At 57.9% G+C, this 20,756-nt stretch carries 22 protein-coding genes and 1 pseudogene; 13 read left to right on the top strand and 10 right to left on the bottom strand.

The annotated features are described in order from the left end of the window. The first annotated feature begins 253 nt into the window (after positions 1-253). From N1937_RS06945 to N1937_RS06935, 3 genes are all read left to right on the top strand, one after another. A complete protein-coding gene (locus N1937_RS06945; protein WP_260058058.1) occupies positions 254-1,831 on the top strand; it encodes a hypothetical protein in 1,578 nt (525 codons plus the stop codon). 585 nt (positions 1,832-2,416) lie between these two features. After that, positions 2,417-3,199 (top strand): hypothetical protein, encoded by a 783-nt coding sequence (locus tag N1937_RS06940; RefSeq protein ID WP_260058057.1) that lies wholly within the window; start codon positions 2,417-2,419, stop codon positions 3,197-3,199. A 102-nt stretch (positions 3,200-3,301) separates the two neighbouring features. Further along, entirely contained in the window at positions 3,302-3,538 is a 237-nt protein-coding gene (locus N1937_RS06935; RefSeq protein ID WP_260058056.1) for a hypothetical protein, read from the top strand. Here N1937_RS06935 and N1937_RS31530 read toward each other — a convergent pair. Continuing rightward, on the bottom strand, positions 3,530-3,775 hold the full coding sequence (locus N1937_RS31530; protein ID WP_441005668.1) for a Ref family recombination enhancement nuclease: 246 nt from the start codon (positions 3,773-3,775) through the stop codon (positions 3,530-3,532). The two genes, N1937_RS06935 and N1937_RS31530, sit on opposite strands and share 9 nt — an antisense overlap. A gap of 147 nt (positions 3,776-3,922) precedes the next feature. On the opposite strand from N1937_RS31530, the gene N1937_RS06930 reads away from it, so the two are divergent. Then, the gene (locus tag N1937_RS06930; protein WP_441005658.1) at positions 3,923-4,549 is read left to right on the top strand and encodes a hypothetical protein; all 627 of its coding nucleotides are present in this window, start codon (positions 3,923-3,925) and stop codon (positions 4,547-4,549) included. A 23-nt stretch (positions 4,550-4,572) separates the two neighbouring features. Here N1937_RS06930 and N1937_RS06925 read toward each other — a convergent pair whose 3' ends face one another. From N1937_RS06925 to N1937_RS06915, 3 genes are all read right to left on the bottom strand, one after another. Continuing rightward, a complete protein-coding gene (locus tag N1937_RS06925; protein ID WP_260058054.1) occupies positions 4,573-4,815 on the bottom strand; it encodes a hypothetical protein in 243 nt (80 codons plus the stop codon). Positions 4,816-4,826: 11 nt separating this feature from the next. Further along, positions 4,827-5,582 carry a DUF4145 domain-containing protein gene (locus N1937_RS06920; RefSeq protein WP_260058053.1) on the bottom strand — a complete coding sequence of 252 codons (756 nt, stop codon included), beginning with the start codon at positions 5,580-5,582 and terminating at the stop codon, positions 4,827-4,829. Between the two features lie 68 nt (positions 5,583-5,650). Next, positions 5,651-5,941 carry a hypothetical protein gene (locus N1937_RS06915; RefSeq protein ID WP_260058051.1) on the bottom strand — a complete coding sequence of 97 codons (291 nt, stop codon included), beginning with the start codon at positions 5,939-5,941 and terminating at the stop codon, positions 5,651-5,653. Between the two features lie 401 nt (positions 5,942-6,342). On the opposite strand from N1937_RS06915, the gene N1937_RS06910 reads away from it, so the two are divergent. Next, a complete protein-coding gene (locus N1937_RS06910; protein ID WP_260058049.1) occupies positions 6,343-7,386 on the top strand; it encodes an SIR2 family protein in 1,044 nt (347 codons plus the stop codon). Positions 7,387-7,946: 560 nt separating this feature from the next. Beyond that, positions 7,947-8,675 (top strand): hypothetical protein, encoded by a 729-nt coding sequence (locus N1937_RS06905; protein ID WP_260058048.1) that lies wholly within the window; start codon positions 7,947-7,949, stop codon positions 8,673-8,675. Positions 8,676-8,793: 118 nt separating this feature from the next. Here the strand turns inward: N1937_RS06905 and ldtR are convergent, their stop codons facing one another. Together ldtR and N1937_RS06895 are read right to left on the bottom strand one after the other, a co-directional pair. Continuing rightward, on the bottom strand, positions 8,794-9,309 hold the full coding sequence (ldtR, locus tag N1937_RS06900; RefSeq protein WP_003547156.1) for a transcriptional regulator LdtR: 516 nt from the start codon (positions 9,307-9,309) through the stop codon (positions 8,794-8,796). 128 nt (positions 9,310-9,437) lie between these two features. Further along, a complete protein-coding gene (locus tag N1937_RS06895) occupies positions 9,438-9,875 on the bottom strand; it encodes a DUF6163 family protein (protein ID WP_162117187.1) in 438 nt (145 codons plus the stop codon). Positions 9,876-10,169: 294 nt separating this feature from the next. On the opposite strand from N1937_RS06895, the gene hemB reads away from it, so the two are divergent. The 6 genes from hemB (at position 10,170) to N1937_RS06865 (ending at position 14,247) form a co-directional block, all read left to right on the top strand. Beyond that, positions 10,170-11,183, top strand: coding sequence for a porphobilinogen synthase (hemB, locus tag N1937_RS06890; RefSeq protein WP_260058046.1), 1,014 nt, complete (start codon positions 10,170-10,172; stop codon positions 11,181-11,183). A gap of 73 nt (positions 11,184-11,256) precedes the next feature. Beyond that, positions 11,257-11,715 (top strand): RDD family protein, encoded by a 459-nt coding sequence (locus N1937_RS06885; RefSeq protein ID WP_017963772.1) that lies wholly within the window; start codon positions 11,257-11,259, stop codon positions 11,713-11,715. A gap of 193 nt (positions 11,716-11,908) precedes the next feature. Continuing rightward, positions 11,909-12,685: an arginyltransferase gene (locus N1937_RS06880; protein ID WP_017959862.1), complete on the top strand. Its 777-nt coding sequence runs from the start codon at positions 11,909-11,911 to the stop codon at positions 12,683-12,685. Further along, positions 12,686-13,573 (top strand): DMT family transporter, encoded by an 888-nt coding sequence (locus tag N1937_RS06875; protein ID WP_260058043.1) that lies wholly within the window; start codon positions 12,686-12,688, stop codon positions 13,571-13,573. Between the two features lie 57 nt (positions 13,574-13,630). Beyond that, on the top strand, positions 13,631-13,852 hold the full coding sequence (locus N1937_RS06870; RefSeq protein ID WP_003547144.1) for an AbrB/MazE/SpoVT family DNA-binding domain-containing protein: 222 nt from the start codon (positions 13,631-13,633) through the stop codon (positions 13,850-13,852). Next, positions 13,852-14,247: a type II toxin-antitoxin system death-on-curing family toxin gene (locus N1937_RS06865; protein ID WP_260058042.1), complete on the top strand. Its 396-nt coding sequence runs from the start codon at positions 13,852-13,854 to the stop codon at positions 14,245-14,247. Before N1937_RS06870 ends, N1937_RS06865 begins: the two co-directional genes overlap by 1 nt. Here the strand turns inward: N1937_RS06865 and N1937_RS06860 are convergent. After that, positions 14,231-14,689 carry an SRPBCC family protein gene (locus N1937_RS06860; RefSeq protein WP_017963768.1) on the bottom strand — a complete coding sequence of 153 codons (459 nt, stop codon included), beginning with the start codon at positions 14,687-14,689 and terminating at the stop codon, positions 14,231-14,233. The genes N1937_RS06865 and N1937_RS06860 overlap by 17 nt on opposite strands. A 156-nt stretch (positions 14,690-14,845) precedes the next feature. Further along, on the bottom strand, positions 14,846-17,101 hold the full coding sequence (parC, locus tag N1937_RS06855) for a DNA topoisomerase IV subunit A (RefSeq protein WP_260058039.1): 2,256 nt from the start codon (positions 17,099-17,101) through the stop codon (positions 14,846-14,848). A gap of 235 nt (positions 17,102-17,336) precedes the next feature. Here parC and N1937_RS06850 point away from each other — a divergent pair, with 235 nt between their 5' ends. Further along, positions 17,337-18,524 (top strand): YdgA family protein, encoded by a 1,188-nt coding sequence (locus N1937_RS06850; protein ID WP_260058038.1) that lies wholly within the window; start codon positions 17,337-17,339, stop codon positions 18,522-18,524. Between the two features lie 56 nt (positions 18,525-18,580). Here the strand turns inward: N1937_RS06850 and N1937_RS06845 are convergent. Both N1937_RS06845 and aspS read right to left on the bottom strand, forming a co-directional pair. After that, positions 18,581-18,691: pseudogene (locus N1937_RS06845) on the bottom strand (TetR/AcrR family transcriptional regulator); the annotation flags it as partial. Between the two features lie 65 nt (positions 18,692-18,756). Beyond that, positions 18,757-20,547 (bottom strand): aspartate--tRNA ligase, encoded by a 1,791-nt coding sequence (gene aspS / locus N1937_RS06840; RefSeq protein WP_170280083.1) that lies wholly within the window; start codon positions 20,545-20,547, stop codon positions 18,757-18,759. Between the last annotated feature and the right edge of the window lie 209 nt (positions 20,548-20,756).

Below are 20,756 nucleotides of genomic sequence, written 5' to 3'. Positions count from 1 at the left end.
GCGGTCAACTTTGGCCTTCCCGCGTTTAATGGCCTCCGAAAATTCCGGATAAGCATTCTTCCACTCATAGACCGTGGAAACGGCAACGTTGAAGAATTCGGCGATATCGGTGTCGATGGCACCGGTTCGGCAGCCGCTCCACCTGATCTACATACTCAGGTTGGAAGGTGGATGGGCGGCCTACGGAATTACTCACGGGATAACGATGACCCACCCCTCGAATCTTGGCAACTACTTCTGGTATGCATAGGGGATGGAAAACACGACCTCTCGCTTTAAACTGACGATCGTCAAAAAACGCTACCGGGAGTGGCTAGAACGCGCGAATGACGTCGACGCACTTGCCCTGATTTGGGCCGTTAATGCGGTGCAATCCGGAAAAGCAAAGCTAGCGGCTCGGTACATCGCGTTTCCCAAAGAGGCAGTGATCGACAATATGGTCGACCAATATGCCATTTATAAATGGGAACTAGAGACAATCGTTACGTCTCTGCTGACAACTTCGAAGGATAAACACCGCAACGGTCGCTACAAATACACAAACCTTACGAAATTCGGGTCTTTGGGCGCCCTGGTCAACCTCTTGAGGGAGATGGAGAATGGCGAATACGCGATGACCGGAACGGCCGACAATATCTGGGAAGAAATGTACCGGATTGGCCAGAGGCAGTTCGCATGGCAACGCGGCTACAACGCCGAGCAGCTATATCGCTACGCGTATGTCTACGGACTAGGCGAGTGCGGGGCATTCTTCGAAGAGAGGAATGGAATATCAGTTGCCAACTTCCTGTTTTTGAGCCTCGCCCTTTTTGGACTCACTCCCGAAAAGCCGTGGACCACCGAACCCGACACATCTTCACTCGGCTTACCCCAATCAGACATGGCAAAAACGCTTGCTCTTCATAGCATTGGGCTTTCTGAGGCCCGCGCCAAGGCAGCAAGGATGAACGCAGATGCAGTAAGAGTTCTTGGGGCACCTCTCAGAACGGCTTACATGCCAAGCGTCCTCCGCCAGCATCCAATCATCTGCGTCAAGCATCGACATTTGATATACATAGCGCCCCTACCGCCGCTCATCATGAACCGAGCTACTTCCGGTCTCTACTACGACATCAAACAAGGTCCAACTCGCCTATTAACCGATGCCAATGCTCGTTTCGAAGACTACATTCGAAAGCTCGTCGTGGCCTATCATCCGCGCTTCCACGCCCTAAAAGGCCTGCCATACGGGCGCAGCAAGGCTACGCTTATCGATCCTCCGGATTGCCTTATCAAGGACGGAACGGAGATCACGGCAGCGATTGAGTGCAAAGCGACCAAGCTTACTTTTGAAGCCCAGTTTTCGGACAACCCAACGATTGCGGCAAAGCAGGGTTTTGATCAGGTTGCCAAAGGAATCTTTCAGCTGTGGCGGTTCTTCTCGCATGCGCGTCGAGGAATTTACTCAGCCAACACCGTGTCCCCCGCCGCATACGGAATCGTTCTTACGATGGATGGCTGGATGCAGATGGCTACGAAGCTGAGGCGTTTGGCGCTTGAGCAGGCCAGGCAGTTGGCCGCTTCCGACCCCGATATCATCGAGGCAGATATGCGGATGGTTATTTTCGCTTCGATACAAGAGCTGAACGACTGTTTCGCTCAGACCGAGACCGATACCTTCATGGAGGTGCTTAAGCATGCCGTGGACGAGAGATATGAAGGTTATGGCCTGCTTGAACTAACGCGACAGTGCGGCGTACCGCTGGTACGCAGGCGCTTCCCTTTGGACGTTGGCGAAATCCTGCCTTGGTGGAACAAAACCAAGAATCCGGATGATCGACCTTACCTCTGAACGCAGGGAACCAACCGAATCCGCATATCATTGGCTGGTTCGATCCAGAGCCATTGCCGAAATCACCTTTTGTTCTCTATTCTCGCTGCGTCGAGCGAAGCGGCCGAGGAGATGTCTTGACTGAAGTGCTTTACGTGATCACCGCAGCATCATGAACCGGGAGCAGGATGGCCAAGACCCGCAGGACGGGTCGCCGCTATACCGTTCTTACCCAAGCCGCGAGACATGGACGTTTCCCGCCAGTACGCCCATCGGCACCATCATGGGGGAAATCGCCAAGTTCACAGCCGGTGTAGTGAGCGTGACCGTCACCGAGGATCGCGTAACCGCTGAGAGAGCCCGCGAAGAGCGGTACGCGAATTCTTCAACCCGAAGGGCATTGCTGCTGGACGACTAAGTCTCCGCCTCTAAGCGTTGCTGCGGCAAGGATCGTTCGCCATGCCCACCTGCATCCCATCGGGACGCCGGGCCGCTGCTTTGCCGCTGTTAGCCATAGTGGAATCGTGGCACACCAAAGTTAAGATTGCAATTTTAGCGGAATCTCATCAGTATTGAAGTTTGGCGATTGGGATGCGCGGGGATTTCATGAAGAAAACCATTCCCATGTTTGATTTCTACATCCAGCTTCCATCTACTCTGTCAGTTACATTTATGATTTGCATGCAATGGTTTGGTCCTATTGCCGTAATCTCTTATCTTTTCGCTGAAACACTAATATATCCCAGAAGCGGTCACGTGGTGATTTTGGTATGTCTTGTCGCAATGACCCTGACAACAACCGCACTCGCTTTTGGAACAGGTTCCAAACAATTCCTTATGTTCTGCATGAGGCGACGAGCTCTATTGCCGCTCTATAATATACCACATCCAACGATTCAGAACATGCCACTGCCACCCAGACACCTCATCCGGCGGACTGATTACGCCATGACATTCATGGACTACAAACTTTGGGCCCTCGCCGCAGGCATTTGGTCTGTCGTTTTCTATGTCAGCAGTTGTATCGTGATTTATGCCTGGTTTCCTTCGCACCTAAACACGACTGGTATAGTGGATACTCTTATATTTTGCTTCGAAAAACTTATAAGCTTCCCTCTTCTAGATTTCTTCAACGAATTTGGTATTAGTCTCTCCTACGCTAAACCCGATATATACGTTAGAGCTTTCGCGTTCTTTATGAAACTCACGGCGATATACACAGTCGCTGAGTTCTTTTGGGTATATTATAGCTGTAAGAGGCGTTACTGGAATTTATTTCGTGAAGAAGCGCTTACGCCAACGAAAGCGAGCGAGATAATTGGTGACATGGCTGTCAAAGGTGAATGGCTCGAAGGTCGCCGAATTTACAAAAATCCTCCCACACGGTAGGTGCGAACATTTGGAATAGCGGCTTCGAGCTTCGTAAGGCTCCGTCCTCGCAACTAGCCGATAGAATCTGCTAGACCGTTGTTGCAACTTGGAGGGGACAGCGTGGACGATAATTCAGCACAACAACTGGCAGGCCAAAACCCACGGAAGCGTGTCTTTACCCTGCTGCAATCCTTGTTGCCGTTAGTCATTAGCATGATTGCGGTTACCTTCGGCGCGTTCACGACAATTGATTCGCTCCTTTCGTCCTGGAATCCGCCACCAAAGGTCGTCCTTTTCTACGAAGAGACCCGTGTCCTGGCCGAGGGATATGCGACTGAGGGATTGGCCTCACTCTAGACCTAACAACTGCCGCGTTCGCGCCCACAGTTCCGCCTCCGTCCCATACGTCGTCTCAAATGTCTTCGTGCCCTTATGAATGGCATGACCGTACGGCAGCGGGGATTGAGCGGAATGGTGGTTGAAACACAGCGGAATGGCCTGAGAATGGTCGGCACGCTGCCCCATACCCTGCCCGTCACGCGGATGATGGATCTCGGCCGGGGTACAACAGCGCTCGCCCGAATCCGGGAACACCACGATGCAGCCGAGTGCGGCGACGCGGGAAAGGTGGGCGCGATCGGAAGCTTTCACCCCCTGATATTGAGGGGAAGCCACGCAATGCGTCAATCTGGACGTTTAACCGGCGTAGTGCATAATGTGGCCTCTGGTTGGGGCGTCTTCATGAATATAACGCGTGGTTTGGTAAGGCTGTGGGTCGTTACGGGCGGCTTGTGGGTGATTATCGTTGGCCTACTGGTGTACGACGATGTCGCCAAACCCTACGCTACGGGAACGGGCTACTATTTCCGCAAGGACATATCGCCTGCGCGCCAGCAGGCCGAATTGGAAAAGAGCCGCGCGAGTACAGCCTGGTCCAACTACGCGATTAACACGCCTGACGGGTTCGTCTACTCGATGACCGGTTCATCCGGAGAGGACGCGGCCAATCGCGTACTCGCAGCTATCGGGACCATAAACTTCGTCAAAGAACCGATCGTGGTGGAGCGCTACTCCGATGCCTACCGCACCCTTGAAGAAGGCATAACCCGTGGTGGGGTCAGCGAGCAGATTGACGTGGGTGTGCCGGACACCGTTCTGTTTGTTGGCAAGAGCGAGCCTGAGGCAGTGAAGACCCAGCAGGCCAAGGAGGTCTATGAGCTGGCGTCGAAGGTCCGCAATCTGGTCATCACCAAGAAGCGGACAGAGGCGCTGAAGGGCGCGGCATGGTTGGCCCTCGTTCCGCCCGCGATCCTTTTCGCGCTCGGATTCCTCGTCCTATGGATTGTGCGGGGGTTTCGCGCTCGCTGAACCCCTATTCCAACGGCTCCAGTTCACACCCCTGCCCCGTTCGCGCGGAACGCCTCGGCACCCGCCTTAGTCGCGAAGCAGTGGACGAGGTAGTGTTTGTCCTCATGAAACACCGAGTAATATCGGGTGCAGCGCATCAGCTTGGCGCAGGATGTATCCTGCTCTTCGCCCAGCTTCCCGAGGGACAGCTCGCCCGGAAGGGCTATTTGGAAAAGCCAGCCACGGTCGATTCCGGCTGGAGTGAGTTCACCTTTGCGTCGGGACATGGGCGCATGTTCTATTTCTGTTCCTTTTTGTCAACACCCTTCCGACCGTGCTTTTGGCTTAGCTTTCGCGCAATGGCAGTGATCTCATCGATTTCCCGTTCGATGAGGTTCTTGATGAGCCACTCCGCAAGTACGAAGCATTCGATGATGTCGTCGAAGGCCGACCGCCCGCCGTGGCTCCCTGCGTTGCCGACCTCCCTGAGTGCCTGCATAATTTCGAGATGGTCGGGATGCTGCGCACCGAACAGCTTGATACGGTCATCAAGCGTGGAGCGCGTTTTCGGAACCTTTCTCGGAACCCCAAGCTGATCGAGCAGGTGCTCAACGAAACTCCTCAGCCGGTTTGCGCATGCAGCCGCATCGACCCAGATGAGTGTGAAGGCATTGTAAAGGTCTGCCTTGCATTCGTCGCTCAGCTTTTTCGACACCGTGAATGGCCTTGGCGCTGGCACCATCGATTTAGGGTAATAGAAGCTGGGGTATTCGGTCTCAGGCCCATATTCGCCGTCCACAATCTCGACATCGTGGCCGACCACTCCCGAAACAGCTACGGCTTCTCCGCAAAATCTTTGGTCACACACCAGAAAGCAGGTAAACCGTTGATCGACATCGTAGTAGTGCCAATTCTCCTTATATCGCGCTGACTGGGAATACTGAGGCTCGCGAAGACTGAGGCTATCCTTGGCGAGGCTGACGGTTCCCTTGCAGCGTGGACATGGCAAGGACGGTAGGACCGGATATTGTGACCTCCATCGATATTTTTCCATCCCACCCCTCGCAAACCGCCTGCATCAGGCACCGCGCATCCAGCGCTCCAGCAATAGCCTTCTATTACCTACGCGCATATCTTGCGCAATCCTGATGTCCGCAATGAAGGATGCCAGCGATGGCATCTTCCCCTCACCCTCACCGCCCAGCGATAGGCCTTCCGGATCGCAAACAGCGGAAACTCGCCCAACTGCTCCCCCCACACCTCGACCTGGGCGGCGGATTTGGCAGCATCGCCGGTGTAGAGGTTGAAGGCGGCAAACAGATTAGCGATCTCCACCGCCAGTTCCGGCCGGCGCTTGGCAGCTGGCTCCAGAACCTCAGAAAGGGATTTCAGTGCCATCGTAACGGCGGCCATCATCTCCTGCATTCGTTCCGGTTCCACCACCCGTGGGAACGGCTGCATGCCCGTCCTGATTTCCGTTTTCTGTCGCCGCGAGCCACGAAACCATGGATGGCGGCAGCAAGTCCCCCCAGCCGCTCCGCCAGCGCCACCGCCTCGTCTGCCGTTCTGGGCCTCTCGATCGCACCAATTCTGCCAAGTGCCCAACCAGTCTCGCTTGAGGGGTTTTCGGCAATCAGGGCTATTCCAGTAGCGTTCGAAGCCCCGCCAGACTGTGGCGACGCGGTTTGAATCCGACCCATGTTCGTCTCGCGGGTAGTCTCCCCACTCACATGGCGGGTTGCCTCTGCTTCGGAGGGCTTTTCCATGCGTGCGACTCAGCGTTTAGTAGCAGTGGCAGCACACGCGAGGTCGGGATGTTTAACACCAAGACGGTTTTTATCGTTGGCGCAGGTGCTAGCGTGGACGTGGGGTTGCCAACAGGTGCTCAGCTCAAGACGAAAATTCGGGAGTATCTGGGGACCTCGAATTACAATTTTAACAACTACAATATTCGCGATGGCCTGGTTTCCCACCTCCAGCGAAATCGGGAGCGAATTGAGACTGGCCCATATATTGAGGCAGCCGAATACATTGCAAATGCAATGCCTGTCTCCCACTCCATCGATCACTTCCTGTTTACTCACGCCAAGAAGCCCCAAGTCGTTACCATGGGCAAACTCGCCATCGCGGCAACTCTTTTGGACGCGGAATACACAAGCGATCTGAGATTGGAGAATAACAGAATTGACCTCATCAAGACTGAGAACTACTGGTTAAACAGCTTCTGCAGATTTCTCACGGAGGAGGTTCAGGACGGGGATTTTGAGGACATTTTCGATAACGTCGCCATCATCACCTTCAATTATGACCGATGCATCGAGCACTATCTCGCCCACCATCTAGCAACTTACTACGTCAAGCCGATAGAAGAAGCCTACGAGTTGGCGCGAAGGCTTACGGTCGTGCATCTCTACGGACAGTTGGGGCATCTCCCTTGGCGCGCAACGGGGCAGCAACAGGTGCCATTCGGTCAGCTTACCAGCGGCGAGAGCGTTGCGACGGCGATGAGCACGCTTCACACCTTCACTGAGCAGGCGACAGAGAAGGCTATTCTTCACCGGGTGCGCAGGCTTGTGGCCGAGGCAGAACGGCTCGTCTTTATGGGCTTCGCCTTTCAAGACCTCAACATGCAACTGCTTCTTCCGGAAGATAATACCGTCTATAAAGAGATTTTTGGCACCGTCAGCGGAATTTCAAAGGCGAATGCCGAGAAAATATCGAGTTACTTGACGCGAGAATTCACTACGTTGGATAACCAAAAGCCTAAACTCTATCTCGATCACGTTCATTGCAATCAACTGCTACTCGATTACTGGCGGATTATCTTCGACCCAGACCCACCGGAATATGTGAATTAGTTATTGGCACCCGCGCTTCGCGCCCACCCCTTCCACCCTCACGGGTGCAAGTGACAGAGGCCTGTGTGCCCTACATTACCGTCGAGCCAGGTTCTGCACTACCTCGAATTGTGCCAAAAAGAGTCCGGCTAGAGGGGGATCCGCCGGACGTAAATTTCTCTTATTCTGAGGATTCAGCCAAATCCGGGGGATATGATGAACGTGCATTTCCACAAGAGCGGGGAGACCGCGCCGACATGCCTTGCGTGGTCTGGTCGGCATGGTCGTTTTGAGCGGCTACGCCAACGCCATTTACGATACCATCCTTGATGACTGCGAGCGGATCGAAGTTAAAACCTTCGCGGATGGAGCACTCGAACGCACAGAGGTCTTGTGGATTAATCCAAGCGCGTCTGAGCGTCGAATGCATCATACGCCATTACCCTTGAATGAGGATTTGACCTTACAAGACTGACCTTGGAACAGAAAAAGAACAAAATTCGCGCTGGATAGGCGTCTCCCGACATTGTAGCGGAATCATACTCCATCTATTTTATGGTTGTGGAGATGAGGAGCCTGAATTGTCTTTTGTCCTTGAAGAGTTCGAAAATCTACATCCCGACGATGAGATAGCCTTCGCAGAGTTGGTTCAGGGGTATCAGTCCGAATTCGACCGCAACATGGCCGAGATGGACGAGCGAGCCGATACCACCTATGTCCACTACACGTTCATGAACAAGGTTCTTGCGGCGGCAGGCGAGTTGAACATTGAGCCATTCGCGAAGTGGGAGGTTCCGCCTCGTGGCCGCATCTTTGATGAATTCGATGAGTTTGTTTTCGCGCTCCAGCGATATCTCACCGGGCTAAAAATCCGGAAATCGAGAGCCGCCAAGGTTTACTCGGTCGAGCTTCCACCCACCATCAAGACCCAGATTCATTTTTTCATCGGCCGCATTCGTGAAGTGGTGGAAAAGGCGGGCCTTGAGGAGCGGAAAAAGAATTCTCTTTATAAGAAGCTCAATGCGTTCGCGGCCGATGTGGACAAAGCTCGTACCGGTTTCGACAACGCAATGCTGATGGGCATCGACGTTGCACATCTCGCCAAGGAGTTCGGAGAAGCCATAAAGCCCGCTACGGACTTCGTGCGCAGCATCAACGAGCTGCTCGGGGGTGAGAAGGCGAAAGAGCCTGAGCAATCCCAACTGCCCCCTCCGGAGGACCGGAAGCGTATCGAGGCGCCCCGGAAGCAAATTGAAGGGCCGAAGGGCGGCAACTTCTCGCGTGATTTGGACGACGATATTCCCTTTTGACGCTGTCGTACAACTGGCGTGCAAACAGGCACAACGGTACACCTTTTCAAGCACCGTTGCGCCTCGTCGCGCCAGTTAGGAGGCTCTGGTAAGCTAGCGGGGAAGATAGCTTAGCAGATCACAGGCGATACAGGATCTGGTCGTTCCAGAAGCGGTCCAGGCGCTGGAGCAGCTTGTTCATCTGGGTGAACTCGTCGGTGCCGATGCCGCCGACTTTGTCGATCGAGGCGATGTGGCGTTCGTAGAGCTTGGCCACCGTTTCGGCGATGTCCTGGCCGGTTTCGGTCAGACTGATGCGGACCGAGCGACGGTCGATACGCGAGCGCTGATGGTTGATGAAGCCGAGATCGACCAGCTTCTTGACGTTGTAGGAAACGTTGGAGCCGAGATAGTAGCCACGCGAGCGCAGCTCGCCGGCGGTCAGCTCGGAATTGCCGATGTTGAAAAGGAGCAGCGCCTGGATGGCGTTGACATCGCTGCGACCCTGACGGTCGAATTCGTCCTTGATGACGTCGAGAAGACGACGGTGCAGACGTTCAACGAGATGAAGGGATTCCATGTAAAGATCACGGATGTCGTGGTCCTGCTGGTCACGGAAGGTCGATACCGCCTGCGGCTTGATTTTCGTGTTCATATTGACTGCCTCACTGTTTGTTTGGCGGTGTGTTTTCTTCCCGCCTTGAGTGAGACCCTATCGAATACATATAAAATTCGACTTAAACCGCAGGCTTAACGGAGCCTTACCGGTAACCCCACGTTGTCTCAGGGTAAATCAACACTTACCTGGCGGCGGTGCCGGCGCTTTTCCAGCCACAGCAGCAGGCGGAAAATCAAGTAGACGACGGCGACCATGACATGCAGCAGGATGATCAGTTGGTTGGGGCCGAAAATATCCGGCAGCAGGCCATACATGAGGATCTGCCCGCCGGCGGCCAGCACCCAGATGACCGGTCCCCAGGAGACGGTGAGCCAGAGGCCGAGGGAGGCGACGGGGAAGAGCACGGCGAGGCTGGTGCTCGCCACCTTCCATGGCAGGCTCAAAAGATCGAAGCGGCCGGCACCGACCAGCGAGTAGCCGACGAGCATCGCCCAATATTGCAGGCCGAACCAGAAGCAGGATACGGCAACCAGTCTCAGGAAGAGAATGAAGAGGATATCCGCCAGTGTGTGTTTCGGTATCGTCGGGGATTCGGTTTCCATAGCGCAGACATCGGTTCGGGGTTGCATCTTCGCAAAAGCGCCGCGCGCCTGACAAGACGCGCCAAAGACGCTCTATAACACTGCGTTGGCGCATACCCCCGAAAATCCACTCCGATTTTTGAGGTTATGCGATAAAAGCACCTTGTTTTTATGCATGTCGCTATCCCGGAACCGCTGCACGCTTCCGGGCGACATGAATAGGTTTTTCCGCCGCGGCCAATCGTCCGGTTTGGATTTTCCAGGCGCCATGATAATGAGCGCTCCAATAAATGGAATGGGCCAAGGACAGATATCATGCAGGACAGGACGCATCTCGTCGACGACATCACCGGTCATCGCCGCATGCGGCGCAACCGCAAGGCGGATTGGACACGCCGGCTGGTGCAGGAGAACCGGCTGACGGTCGACGACCTGATCTGGCCGATCTTCATCATGCCGGGTTCCGGCATCGTCGATCCGATCGCGGCCATGCCCGGCGTCAACCGCATGAGCATCGACAAGGCTGTCGAAGCCGCGCGGGAAGCGGCCGGCCTCGGCATTCCGGCCCTCGCCACCTTTCCGAATATCGAGATGGAACTGCGTGACGAGACCGGCTCGAACAGCCTCGAAGCCAACAACCTGATCAATCGGGCGACGGCGGCGATCAAGAAGGTGGTACCTAATATCGGCATCATCACCGACGTCGCGCTCGATCCCTTCACCAGCCACGGCCATGACGGCATCCTCAGAGGCGGCGAGATCGTCAATGACGAGACGGTCGACCAGGTGGCACGCGCCGCCGTGATGCAGGCGGATGCGGGCGCCGACATCATCGCGCCGTCGGAGATGATGGACGGACGCATCGGCGCGATCCGCATGGCGCTCGATGCGGCCGGCCACCAGGGCGTCGGCATCATGAGCTATGCGACGAAATTCGCCTCCGCCTTCTACGGCCCCTATCGCGAGGCGATCTCGACGGGCGGGCTGCTGAAAGGTGATAAGAAGACCTATTATATCGACCCCGCCAACGGCACCGAGGCAATCCGCGACGCGGCCCTCGACGTCGAGGAAGGCGCCGACATGCTGATGGTCAAGCCCGGCTTGCCCTATCTCGATATCTGCTGGCGGATGAAGGAGGCCTTTGGCCTGCCGACCTTCGCCTACCAGGTGTCCGGCGAATATACGCAGATCAAGGCGGCGGCGATGAACGGCTGGATCGACGGCGAGCGGGCGATGCTCGAAACGCTGCTGTCGTTCAAGCGGGCGGGGTGCGACGGTGTTCTCACCTATTTCGCGGTCGAAGTGGCGAAAATTCTCGCAAAGCGGTGATTTTGGGGCAGATTATTGCATTTGGCCCTGCCGATACCATATCAGCGGCATCGCTTTTCCTGAGGAGATTGAGATGAGCTACAACCCCAATCCGCTTTATGCCGCACCGGAAGACTGGCGCGCCTATAGCGGCGTGTTGAGCCGCCGGGTCTTCGCCTTCATCCTCGATTACGTCATCGTGGCGCTGCTCTGCATTCCCGCGGCGATCGTGCTGTTCTTCGTGTCGATCGTCACGCTGGGGCTCGGCTTCTTTCTCTACCCTGCCCTCTTCGTCATCGTCGCCGGCATTTACTTCGGCCTGACGGTGGGCGGGCCGAGCCAGGCCTCGCTCGGCATGCGGGCCATGGGAATCGCAATCGTGCGCGTCGACGGACGGCCGATGGATTTCATGACAGCGATCGTGCATCTGGCACTGTTCTGGATCCTCAACTCGGTGCTGACGCCGCTGATCCTGCTTGCCGGCCTGTTCATCGAACGCAGCCGTCTCGTTCACGACCTGCTTGTGGGCACGGCGACGGTGCGCACAGCCTGAGACCCTAACTGTGACCCCGGGCGGAGACCAAATAAAGTCTCCGCCCTCCCTTTGCCGATGGGTGCAGGCGCTCCATATCTGAAATTAGAAGACTGATATGAAGGGCGAAACGCGCCCCGCTGTTGACGTTTTTTATTCTTAGGTCATGCTGTCAGGAAACGGCACGGTCTCGACAGGGAAATTTCCGCGACAAATGAATACGCAGACGACGCCATCCCCGCAGTTTTATCTGACGGCTCCGGCTGCGTGTCCGTACCTGCCGCATGAGATGGAGCGCAAGGTGTTCACCCATCTGGTCGGCCCGCGCGCCGCCGAGATGAACGACATCCTGACACAGGGCGGTTTCCGCCGCTCGCAGAACATCGCTTATCGCCCGGCCTGCGAATCCTGTCGCGCGTGCGTTTCCGTGCGAATTCTCGCCCAGGAATTCGAACCGACCAAATCGATGAAACGGGTGCTTGCCGCCAATTCCGACGTCATCGCCACCGAATTCGCGGCCCAGCCTTCCAGCGAGCAATATTCGCTCTTCCGGCGCTATCTCGATTTTCGCCACCAGCAGGGCGGCATGTCCGACATGACCGTGCTCGACTATGCAATCATGGTGGAAGACACGCATGTGAATACGAGAATCATCGAATATCGCCTGCGTGAGGAAGGCTCAGGACTGGAGCAGCGCCCGAAGGGCGAGCTGCTTGGCGCTGCGCTGACCGACACGATGAGCGACGGGCTGTCGATGGTCTATTCCTATTTCAATCCGGCACTCGAGCGCCGTTCGCTCGGCACCTTCATGATTCTCGATCATGTCAGGCGCACGAAAGCGCTGGGACTGCCGCATGTCTACCTCGGCTACTGGGTTCAAGGGTCGCGGAAAATGGATTACAAGACGCGCTTTCAGCCGCAGGAGCACCTGACCCCGCGCGGCTGGGAACGCTTCGATCCCTCGTCCATGCCCGAGAGCACCCACGACTGAATGTTCCCCACCGCTCTTTCCGACCATCGGAAGGGCCTGCTGCTGACGACAATCGGCGGGCTGGCGCTTTCCCTGGATATCCCGCTGATGAGGCTCGCCGACGGCGAGCTGTGGTCGATCCTTGCGGTAAGAAGCATAGCGACCCTTGGCGTGACGCTTCTGGTCGCAACCGCGCTCAGGATCGCCAAGGGGCGATGGCCAGTGCTCGTGCCAGGCTGGCCGGGCCTCGTCACCGGTCTGCTCTACGGGCTGACGACGGTGATCTTCCTTCTAGCCGTTTTCAACACCTCGACGGCCAATGTCGTTTTCATAGTCGCCTTCAATCCGATGTTCGCCGCGCTGCTTTCCTGGATTTTCCTCAAGGAGCGGCCGGCGCCAGCAACGCTGATCGCCATGGCGGCGATGATCTTCGGCGTCGGCCTGATCGTGCGGGACGGGCTTTCGGGCGGCCATGTCTTCGGCGATATCATGGCGCTGCTTACCGCGCTCATCATCGCCGCCGCCATCACCATCAGCCGCGCCTCCCGCCGGGAGATGGGTTTCGTCTCGCTGCTTTCGACGGTGCTGCCGGCGGCGGTCGGCCTGATGTCGGTCATGCCGGCTGGCGGTTTTTCGATCGAGCATCCCGCCTGGATCCTCTTCAACGGTGCGGTCATGATGCCGCTTGCCTTCTGGTGCCTGGCGACCGGGCCGCGTTACCTCTCCGCGCCTGAGGTCGGCATGTTCTACCTGCTCGAAACCGTACTCGCACCGATCTGGGTGTGGCTGATCTTTGCGGAAACGCCGACGCCGATGACGCTGGTCGGCGGCGGTATCCTGGTGACGGCGATCGCGGCGCACTCGGTCTGGATGGTGCGGAGGAAAAGCATCAGGCAAATGGCAGGATAGGACGTTGTTGCCCGCTCGGCCTCATGTTATAACTCCGTTACCACAGAGGACAAAGCGATGAACGTCACAATCCGCAAGATCGGCAATTCAGAGGGTATTATCATCCCTAAGGAAACCCTCGACCGTCTTGGGTTGAAGACCGGCGATTCATTGGAATTGCAGATGGAAAACGGCGGCATCACTTTGAAGCCGGCCGATGAGGATTTGTCTCGTCAACTCGAGGCGGCGCGATATTTCATGGACAAATATAAGGTCGCCTTGAAAAAGCTGGCCGAATAATGGCCTTCAAATTCCTGACGAGACCATTGGTGGAGAGCCTGCAGAAAATGCAGATCGAGCGCTTCGGCGGTCTCGCAGGACTGCGTAACGAAGGCGCGCTGGAATCGGCGCTCGGCCGGCCGATGCACAAGGCAAATTATGGCTGCGACGACGTCATTGAGCTCGCCGCCGTCTATCTTTTCGGTCTTGCCCGCAACCACGCATTCGCTGACGGCAACAAGCGGATCGCCATCGTCACTGCCGGTGTGTTTCTTCTCGAAAACGGCTACGAGATCGAAACGACCGATGCCAATCTCTACGCTTTCGTTCTTGCCGTCGCCGCCGGCGAAATCGACGAAGAAGGTGCGACCCGCTTCCTGCGGGATTTCTGCATACCGCTCAACCCGTCGCCTTGAACTGCTGCTGCTCCAGTTCCCTGCCAAGCCCCTCGACCACATGCGCCCAGCCCTTCCGGGTCTTTTCCTCGTGTTCTGCCCATTCGGCGCACATTTCATGGGTCAGCGTCAGACGGCTGCCGCTGCCGAGAGGTTCGATGTCGATCTCGACGCGGTCGCAATTGTGATCGTGCTCCTCGACGGAAAGGCTGAAGACCATGCGTCGCGGGCGCTTCAGCTCTAGGAAGACGCCCTGGTGAAAGGCGTCGCCGGTCGGGCGGCGGTCGACGACGAAGAAACGGCCGCCGACATGGGGATCGATATCGGCGCGGATGACATGACCCTCGTCAGTAGCAAACAGGAAACGGCGGGCTATTTCGGGGTTGAGCCAGGCGTCATAGACAACGGCAGGCGGCGCTTTATAGGTGTGCGTGACATGCAATTTGATGGTGCTGGCGGGCATCGATTTTCCTCCGTTAAGGCGCGCGCACTTCCCCAAGCGCACGGGCCGCGGCCATTCCGTCCGCCCTCGGAGCCGGCCTGTTTGTATTTTTGGTAACAGGAGAGAAATAGAGGCATTGCCGCGCCCGCCAAGAGTCGGGCGCGGAATTTTTAGGCCTCAGCCGGCGAATTTGCCGCTGCGCGGGAAGCCCTTCGGCACGGTGCGGCCGGCGGTGGCGCGGTCGGCCAGCCATTCGGCGAGCTCGTCCTTGTTCTTCGTGAAGGTGCGGCCGGCGCTGTCTTCCCAGACGAGACCGTCCGATATCGCGAAGCAGCGGACGTCGGAAATGCCGCCATCCTTGTAACGCTGCAGACGCACGCCCTTGCCGCGCGACATTTCCGGCACCTGCGCCAGCGGGAAGACCAGCAGCTTGCGGTTTTCGCCGACGACGGCGACATGGTCGCCGCTGACGGGCACGAGCAGCTGCGTTTCCTCGGGCAGCGCGACGTTCATGATCTGCTTGCCCTTGCGCGTATTGGCGACCAGCTCGGCCTCCGGTACGACGAAGCCGTTGCCGGCGGTCGAGACGATCAGCTGCTTGCGCGAGGGCTCATGGACGAAAGCGGTCAGCACCGCCTGGTCGTTGTCCATATCGACGATGATGCGCAGCGGCTCGCCGTGACCGCGACCGCCCGGCAGCTTGTCGCCGCCGAGCGTGAAGGCCTTGCCACCGGTGGTGACGATCAGGATCTTGTCCGTCGTCTGCGCCGGGAAGGCGATCTTCAAGCCGTCGCCTTCCTTGAAGGTCAGCGTCGCCGTATCGGCGATATGGCCCTTCAACGCGCGGATCCAGCCCTTCTCGGAAATGACGACGGTGATCGGTTCCTTCTCGATCATCGCCTGCTGGATTGCTTCCTCGTCGGTCTCGGGCGCGTCGGCAAACTGGGTGCGGCGGCGGCCGACCTCGGTCGCCTTGGCGAATTTCTTCTTCACTTCGCCAATTTCCCAGGCGACCGTCTGCCACTGCTTGTCGTCGGAGGAAAGCAACGCTTCGATCTCGCCCTTCTCCTTGGTGAGTTCGTCGAATTCCTTGCGGATCTCGAACTCTTCGAGCTTGCGCAAGGCGCGCAACCGCATATTGAGGATCGCCTCGACCTGATTGTCGGTGAGATCCCAGCGCGCCATCATGACCGGCTTCGGCTCGTCCTCCTCGCGGATGATGCGGATGACCTCATCGATGTTGAGGTAGGCGACCAGCAGGCCGCTGAGGATTTCGAGGCGCCTATCGATCGCCGCCAGACGGAAGCGCGAACGGCGCTTCAGAACTTCGCGGCGGTGGTCCAGCCACTCCTTCAACACCTCGGTCAGCGCCATGACCCGCGGGATGCGGCCCATGGAGAGCACGTTCATGTTGAGCGGGAAGCGGCTTTCCAGTTCCGTCAGCTTGAACATCGATTCCATCAGGATCGTCGGATCGACGCTGCGGGTCTTCGGCACCAGCACGACACGAATATCTTCGGCCGATTCGTCGCGGATATCTTCCAGCAGCGGCAGCTTGCGGGCGATCAGCAGCTCGGCGATCTTCTCAATCAGCCGCGATTTCTGCACCTGGAAGGGAATTTCGGTGATGACGATGTGATAGCCGCCGCGGCCGAGATCTTCCGTCTGCCATTTCGCCCGCACGCGGAAACCGCCGCGCCCCGTGCGGTAGCTCTCGATGATGCTGTCGCGGCTGTCGATAATGATGCCGCCGGTGGGGAAATCCGGGCCGGGAATGAATTCGACGAGCTTTTCGACGGTCGCATCGGGATGCTTGATCAGATGCAGGGCGGCATCGCAAAGCTCGTGGGCATTGTGCGACGGGATCGAGGTCGCCATGCCGACGGCAATGCCGGAGGAGCCGTTGGCGAGCAGGTTCGGGAAGGCGCCGGGAAGGACAACCGGCTCGGAATTCGATTCGTCGTAAGTGTCGCGGAAATCGACGGCATCCTGGTCGATGCCTTCGAGCAGCAGTTCGGAGACCGCCGTCATCTTCGATTCGGTGTAACGCATGGCGGCGGGGCTATCGCCGTCGATATTGCCGAAATTGCCCTGGCCGTTGACCAGCGTGTAGCGCTGCGAGAAGTCCTGGGCGAGACGGGCAAGCGCATCGTAGATCGACTGGTCGCCGTGCGGATGGTAATTGCCCATCACTTCGCCGACGATCTTGGCGCATTTTCTGAAGGCCGAGTTCGGCCTCAGCCCCATCTCGTTCATCGCATAGACGATGCGGCGATGGACAGGCTTCAGCCCGTCGCGCACATCAGGCAGGGCGCGGTGCATGATGGTCGACAGCGCATAGGCAAGGTAACGCTGCTCGAGCGCCGCCTTGAGGTCGACCGGTTGGATGTGATCGTCGTCTCCGCCTGAAGGCGGCAAAATCTCTTGTCCCATAGGTTCTGACTAGCTCAGAAGCGGCCGGCGGGCAAGGAAACCGGGCCGTTGCAGCTGTGGATGAAGTCTTGGGACTGACATCAAAGGATGAGACAAACGCTCCGCCGCAATTTGGACTTCGTTTGCCGTTCCTCTCAATAGAAATTTAGAGATCCGCAAATATAAAGTGGGCCCAATCCGTAGTAGCGTCACTGCAGATTTCCAACCGCCACCACGCCACCAGAGGAATCACCCCATGAATTTTTACCGGACAACGCGGCTGATGCTGTCGGGCGCCGCCTTTTTCTCACTTGCCGGCTCGGCTTTCGCTCTCGACAGCGCCGACCTGCTGAAAAAGATCAACGCTGCCTATGCCGCGCAGGGCGGAACGATTTCGGCCGACGGCGTCGATATCGATGGCACGACCGTGACATTGAAGAATGTCAGCGTCAAACCGGCCAACGGCGAAAGCCTGCCCATCGGCGAGGTCACCCTATCGGGCGTCGAAGAAGACGAGGATGGCGGCTATTACATCGAAGAAGCCGCCTTCCCCGACATCAACAAGACGGAAGACGGCGTCACGGTGACGGCGGAAGGACTGACGCTTGGCGGCATCTCGGTCCCGGCAACGGCGGGCGGCGATACGCTCGATGCCATGATGCTTTACGAGACCGCCCATACCGGCCCACTGAAGGTGGTCAAGGACGGCGAGGAAATGTTCTCGCTGCTCGAAAGCGACGTCAATCTGACACTGCGTGAAGACGAATCCGGCTTCGATTTTGACGGCGCCTTCAAAAGCATGAAGGCCGATCTCAGCAAAGCCGAAGATCCGCAGAGCAAGGACGCGATCGAGAAGCTCGCCCTGCAGCACATCCAGGGCGACATCACCATGAAGGGCGCCTGGGAACTCGCCCCCGGCACGATCGACATTTCTGAGTTGGCGTTCGACTTCACCAACATCGGCAAGCTGAACCTCGGCTTCAAATTCTCCGGCTACACGATGGCCTTCATGAAATCGATGCAGGATGCGATGAAGCAATCCGAAGCCGGTGCGAACAAGGAACAGTCGCAGCAGGCGCTTGGCCTTGCCATGCTCGGCCTGATGCAGCAGCTGTCCTTCGAGGCGGCGCAGGTGCGCTTCGAAGATGCCTCGATCACCAAGCGCGCGCTCGATTATGCCGGTTCGCAGCAGAACATATCGGGCAAGCAGATGGCGGATTCGTTGAAGGCGATGACGCCGATCATGCTGGCGCAGCTCAATATCCCGGAACTGCAGAACGCCGTTTCGGCTGCCGTCAACACCTTCCTCGACGACCCGAAGAGCCTGACCGTCAAGGCCGCTCCTGAAAAGCCGGTGCCGTTCCCGACGATCGTGGGCGCCGCCATGGGCGCTCCGAATACGCTGCCGCAGGTGCTTGGCGTCAAGGTGACCGCCAACGACTGATCGCTTCGATCTTGCGATGAAAGGCCCGGCAGTCCTTCTGCCGGGCCTTTTCGTATTCAGGCGCGGTGGCGGGCGACTTCAGAAATGGCAATGGCTGCGATATCAAGCAATTGCCCGCGGGATGCTCCGTCCCTCGCCTGCACCGACATTCCCTGGATGATGGCGCCTGAGCGACCGAACCAAAAGAAAAGCCCGGCGATTGTCGGGCGTTTGCACTCGGGATCAGGCGATCTCAGTCCTTCTTGACCGGCGGGATCGGCCGGATCGAGAGCTCGCGAAGCTGCGTCGGCGTTGCCGGGCTCGGCGCACCCATCAGAAGGTCCTGGGCCTGCTGGTTCATCGGGAACAGCGAGATTTCCCGCAAGTTCTTCGCGCCGACGAGCAGCATGATGATACGGTCGATACCGAAGGCAGCACCGCCATGCGGGGGCGCGCCATACTGGAAGGCACGGTAGAGGCCGCCGAAACGATCCTCGACATCCTGCTGGCTGAGGCCGACCTTCTCGAAGGCGGCGACCATGGTTTCCGGCGATTGGTTACGGATCGACCCCGAGGCGATTTCGAAGCCGTTGCAGACGGCGTCATACTGGAACGCCTTGATGGTCAGCGGATCCTGGTTCTGAAGCGCATCGAGGCCGCCCTGCGGCATCGAGAACGGATTGTGGGCGAAATCGACCTTCTTTTCTTCCTCGCTCCATTCGAAGAACGGGAAGTCGACGATCCAGCAGAGTTCGAAACGGTCGCGGTCGACAAGGTTCAGCTCTTCGCCGGCCTTGGTGCGGGCTTCACCGGCAAACTTGTAGAACTTGGCCGGATCGCCGGCAACGAAGAAGCAGGCGTCACCGTCATCGAGGCCGAGCTGGGTACGGATCGCGTCGGTGCGCTCCTCACCGATGTTCTTTGCAAGCGGGCCGGCGCCCTCGAGCTTGTCACCTTCCTTGCGCCAGAAGATGTAACCGAGACCAGGCTGACCAGTCGACTGCGCCCAGGCATTCATACGATCGCAGAACGCTCTGGAACCGCCGGTCTTTGCCGGGATCGCCCAGATCTCGACCTTCGGGTTCGAGGCGATCATGCCGGCGAAGACCTTGAAGCCGGAGCCGGCGAAATGTTCGGTCACAGCTTCCATGACGATGGGATTGCGCAGGTCCGGCTTGTCCGAACCATATTTACGGATCGCCTCGTCATAGGGGATGCGCGGCCATTCCTTGGTGACCGGCTTGCCGTCGGCGAACTCTTCGAAAATGTTGGTCATCAACGGACCGATCGTGTTCCAGACGTCTTCCTGGGTGACGAAGCTCATTTCAAGGTCGAGCTGGTAGAATTCGCCCGGCAGGCGGTCGGCGCGCGGGTCTTCATCGCGGAAGCACGGCGCAATCTGGAAGTAGCGGTCGAAACCCGCCACCATCAGCAGCTGCTTGTACTGCTGCGGCGCCTGCGGCAGCGCGTAGAAGGTGCCGGGATGGATGCGGCTCGGCACCAGGAAGTCGCGCGCGCCTTCCGGCGAGGAGGCCGTCAGGATCGGCGTCGTATATTCGGTGAAACCGACGTTGCTCATTTCGCGGCGCATGGCCGAGATGACCTGGGTGCGCTTGACGATGTTCCGATGCAGCGTTTCGCGGCGAAGGTCGAGGAAGCGATATTTGAGGCGGACGTCTTCGGGATAGTCCGGCTCGCCGAAGACCGGCAGCGGCAATTCCTTGGCGGCGGAGAGGATTTCGATCTCCTGCGCGTAGAGCTCGATCTCGCCTGTTGCCATGGTCTTGTTGACGGTATCTTCGGTGCGGGCCTTGACGAGGCCGTCGATACGGATGACCCATTCGCCACGCACAGTTTCCGCCATCTTGAAGGCCGGGCTGTCGGGATCGGCAACGACCTGGGTGATGCCGTAATGGTCGCGAAGGTCAATGAAGAGAACGCCGCCATGGTCGCGAACGCGGTGGACCCAGCCGGAAATACGGACGGTCGAGCCGACATCCGACTTGCGGAGGGCGGCACATGTGTGGCTGCGATAGCGATGCATGATCTCAAATCCTGGGCTATGCTGAGACGGCAGCAAGGGTTCCAAGAACCCTCAAGCGCCGACAAGAAAATCGGGCGGAAAAGCGCATGGACGCTCCGATTTGTCAAGGCTTGGCGGACGCGGCCGGACGTTTGGCAGGCGTTTATGGCGAGGCTGCGGCGGAGAGCACTGCTGCAGTTTGGCTGCGCTTCGCGTATTGCTGAAGGCCC

It is taken from the genome of Rhizobium sp. WSM4643 (assembly GCF_025152745.1).
Taxonomy (GTDB): Bacteria; Pseudomonadota; Alphaproteobacteria; order Rhizobiales; family Rhizobiaceae; genus Rhizobium; species Rhizobium leguminosarum_I.
This window is presented reverse-complemented; position numbering and strand designations above follow the sequence as displayed.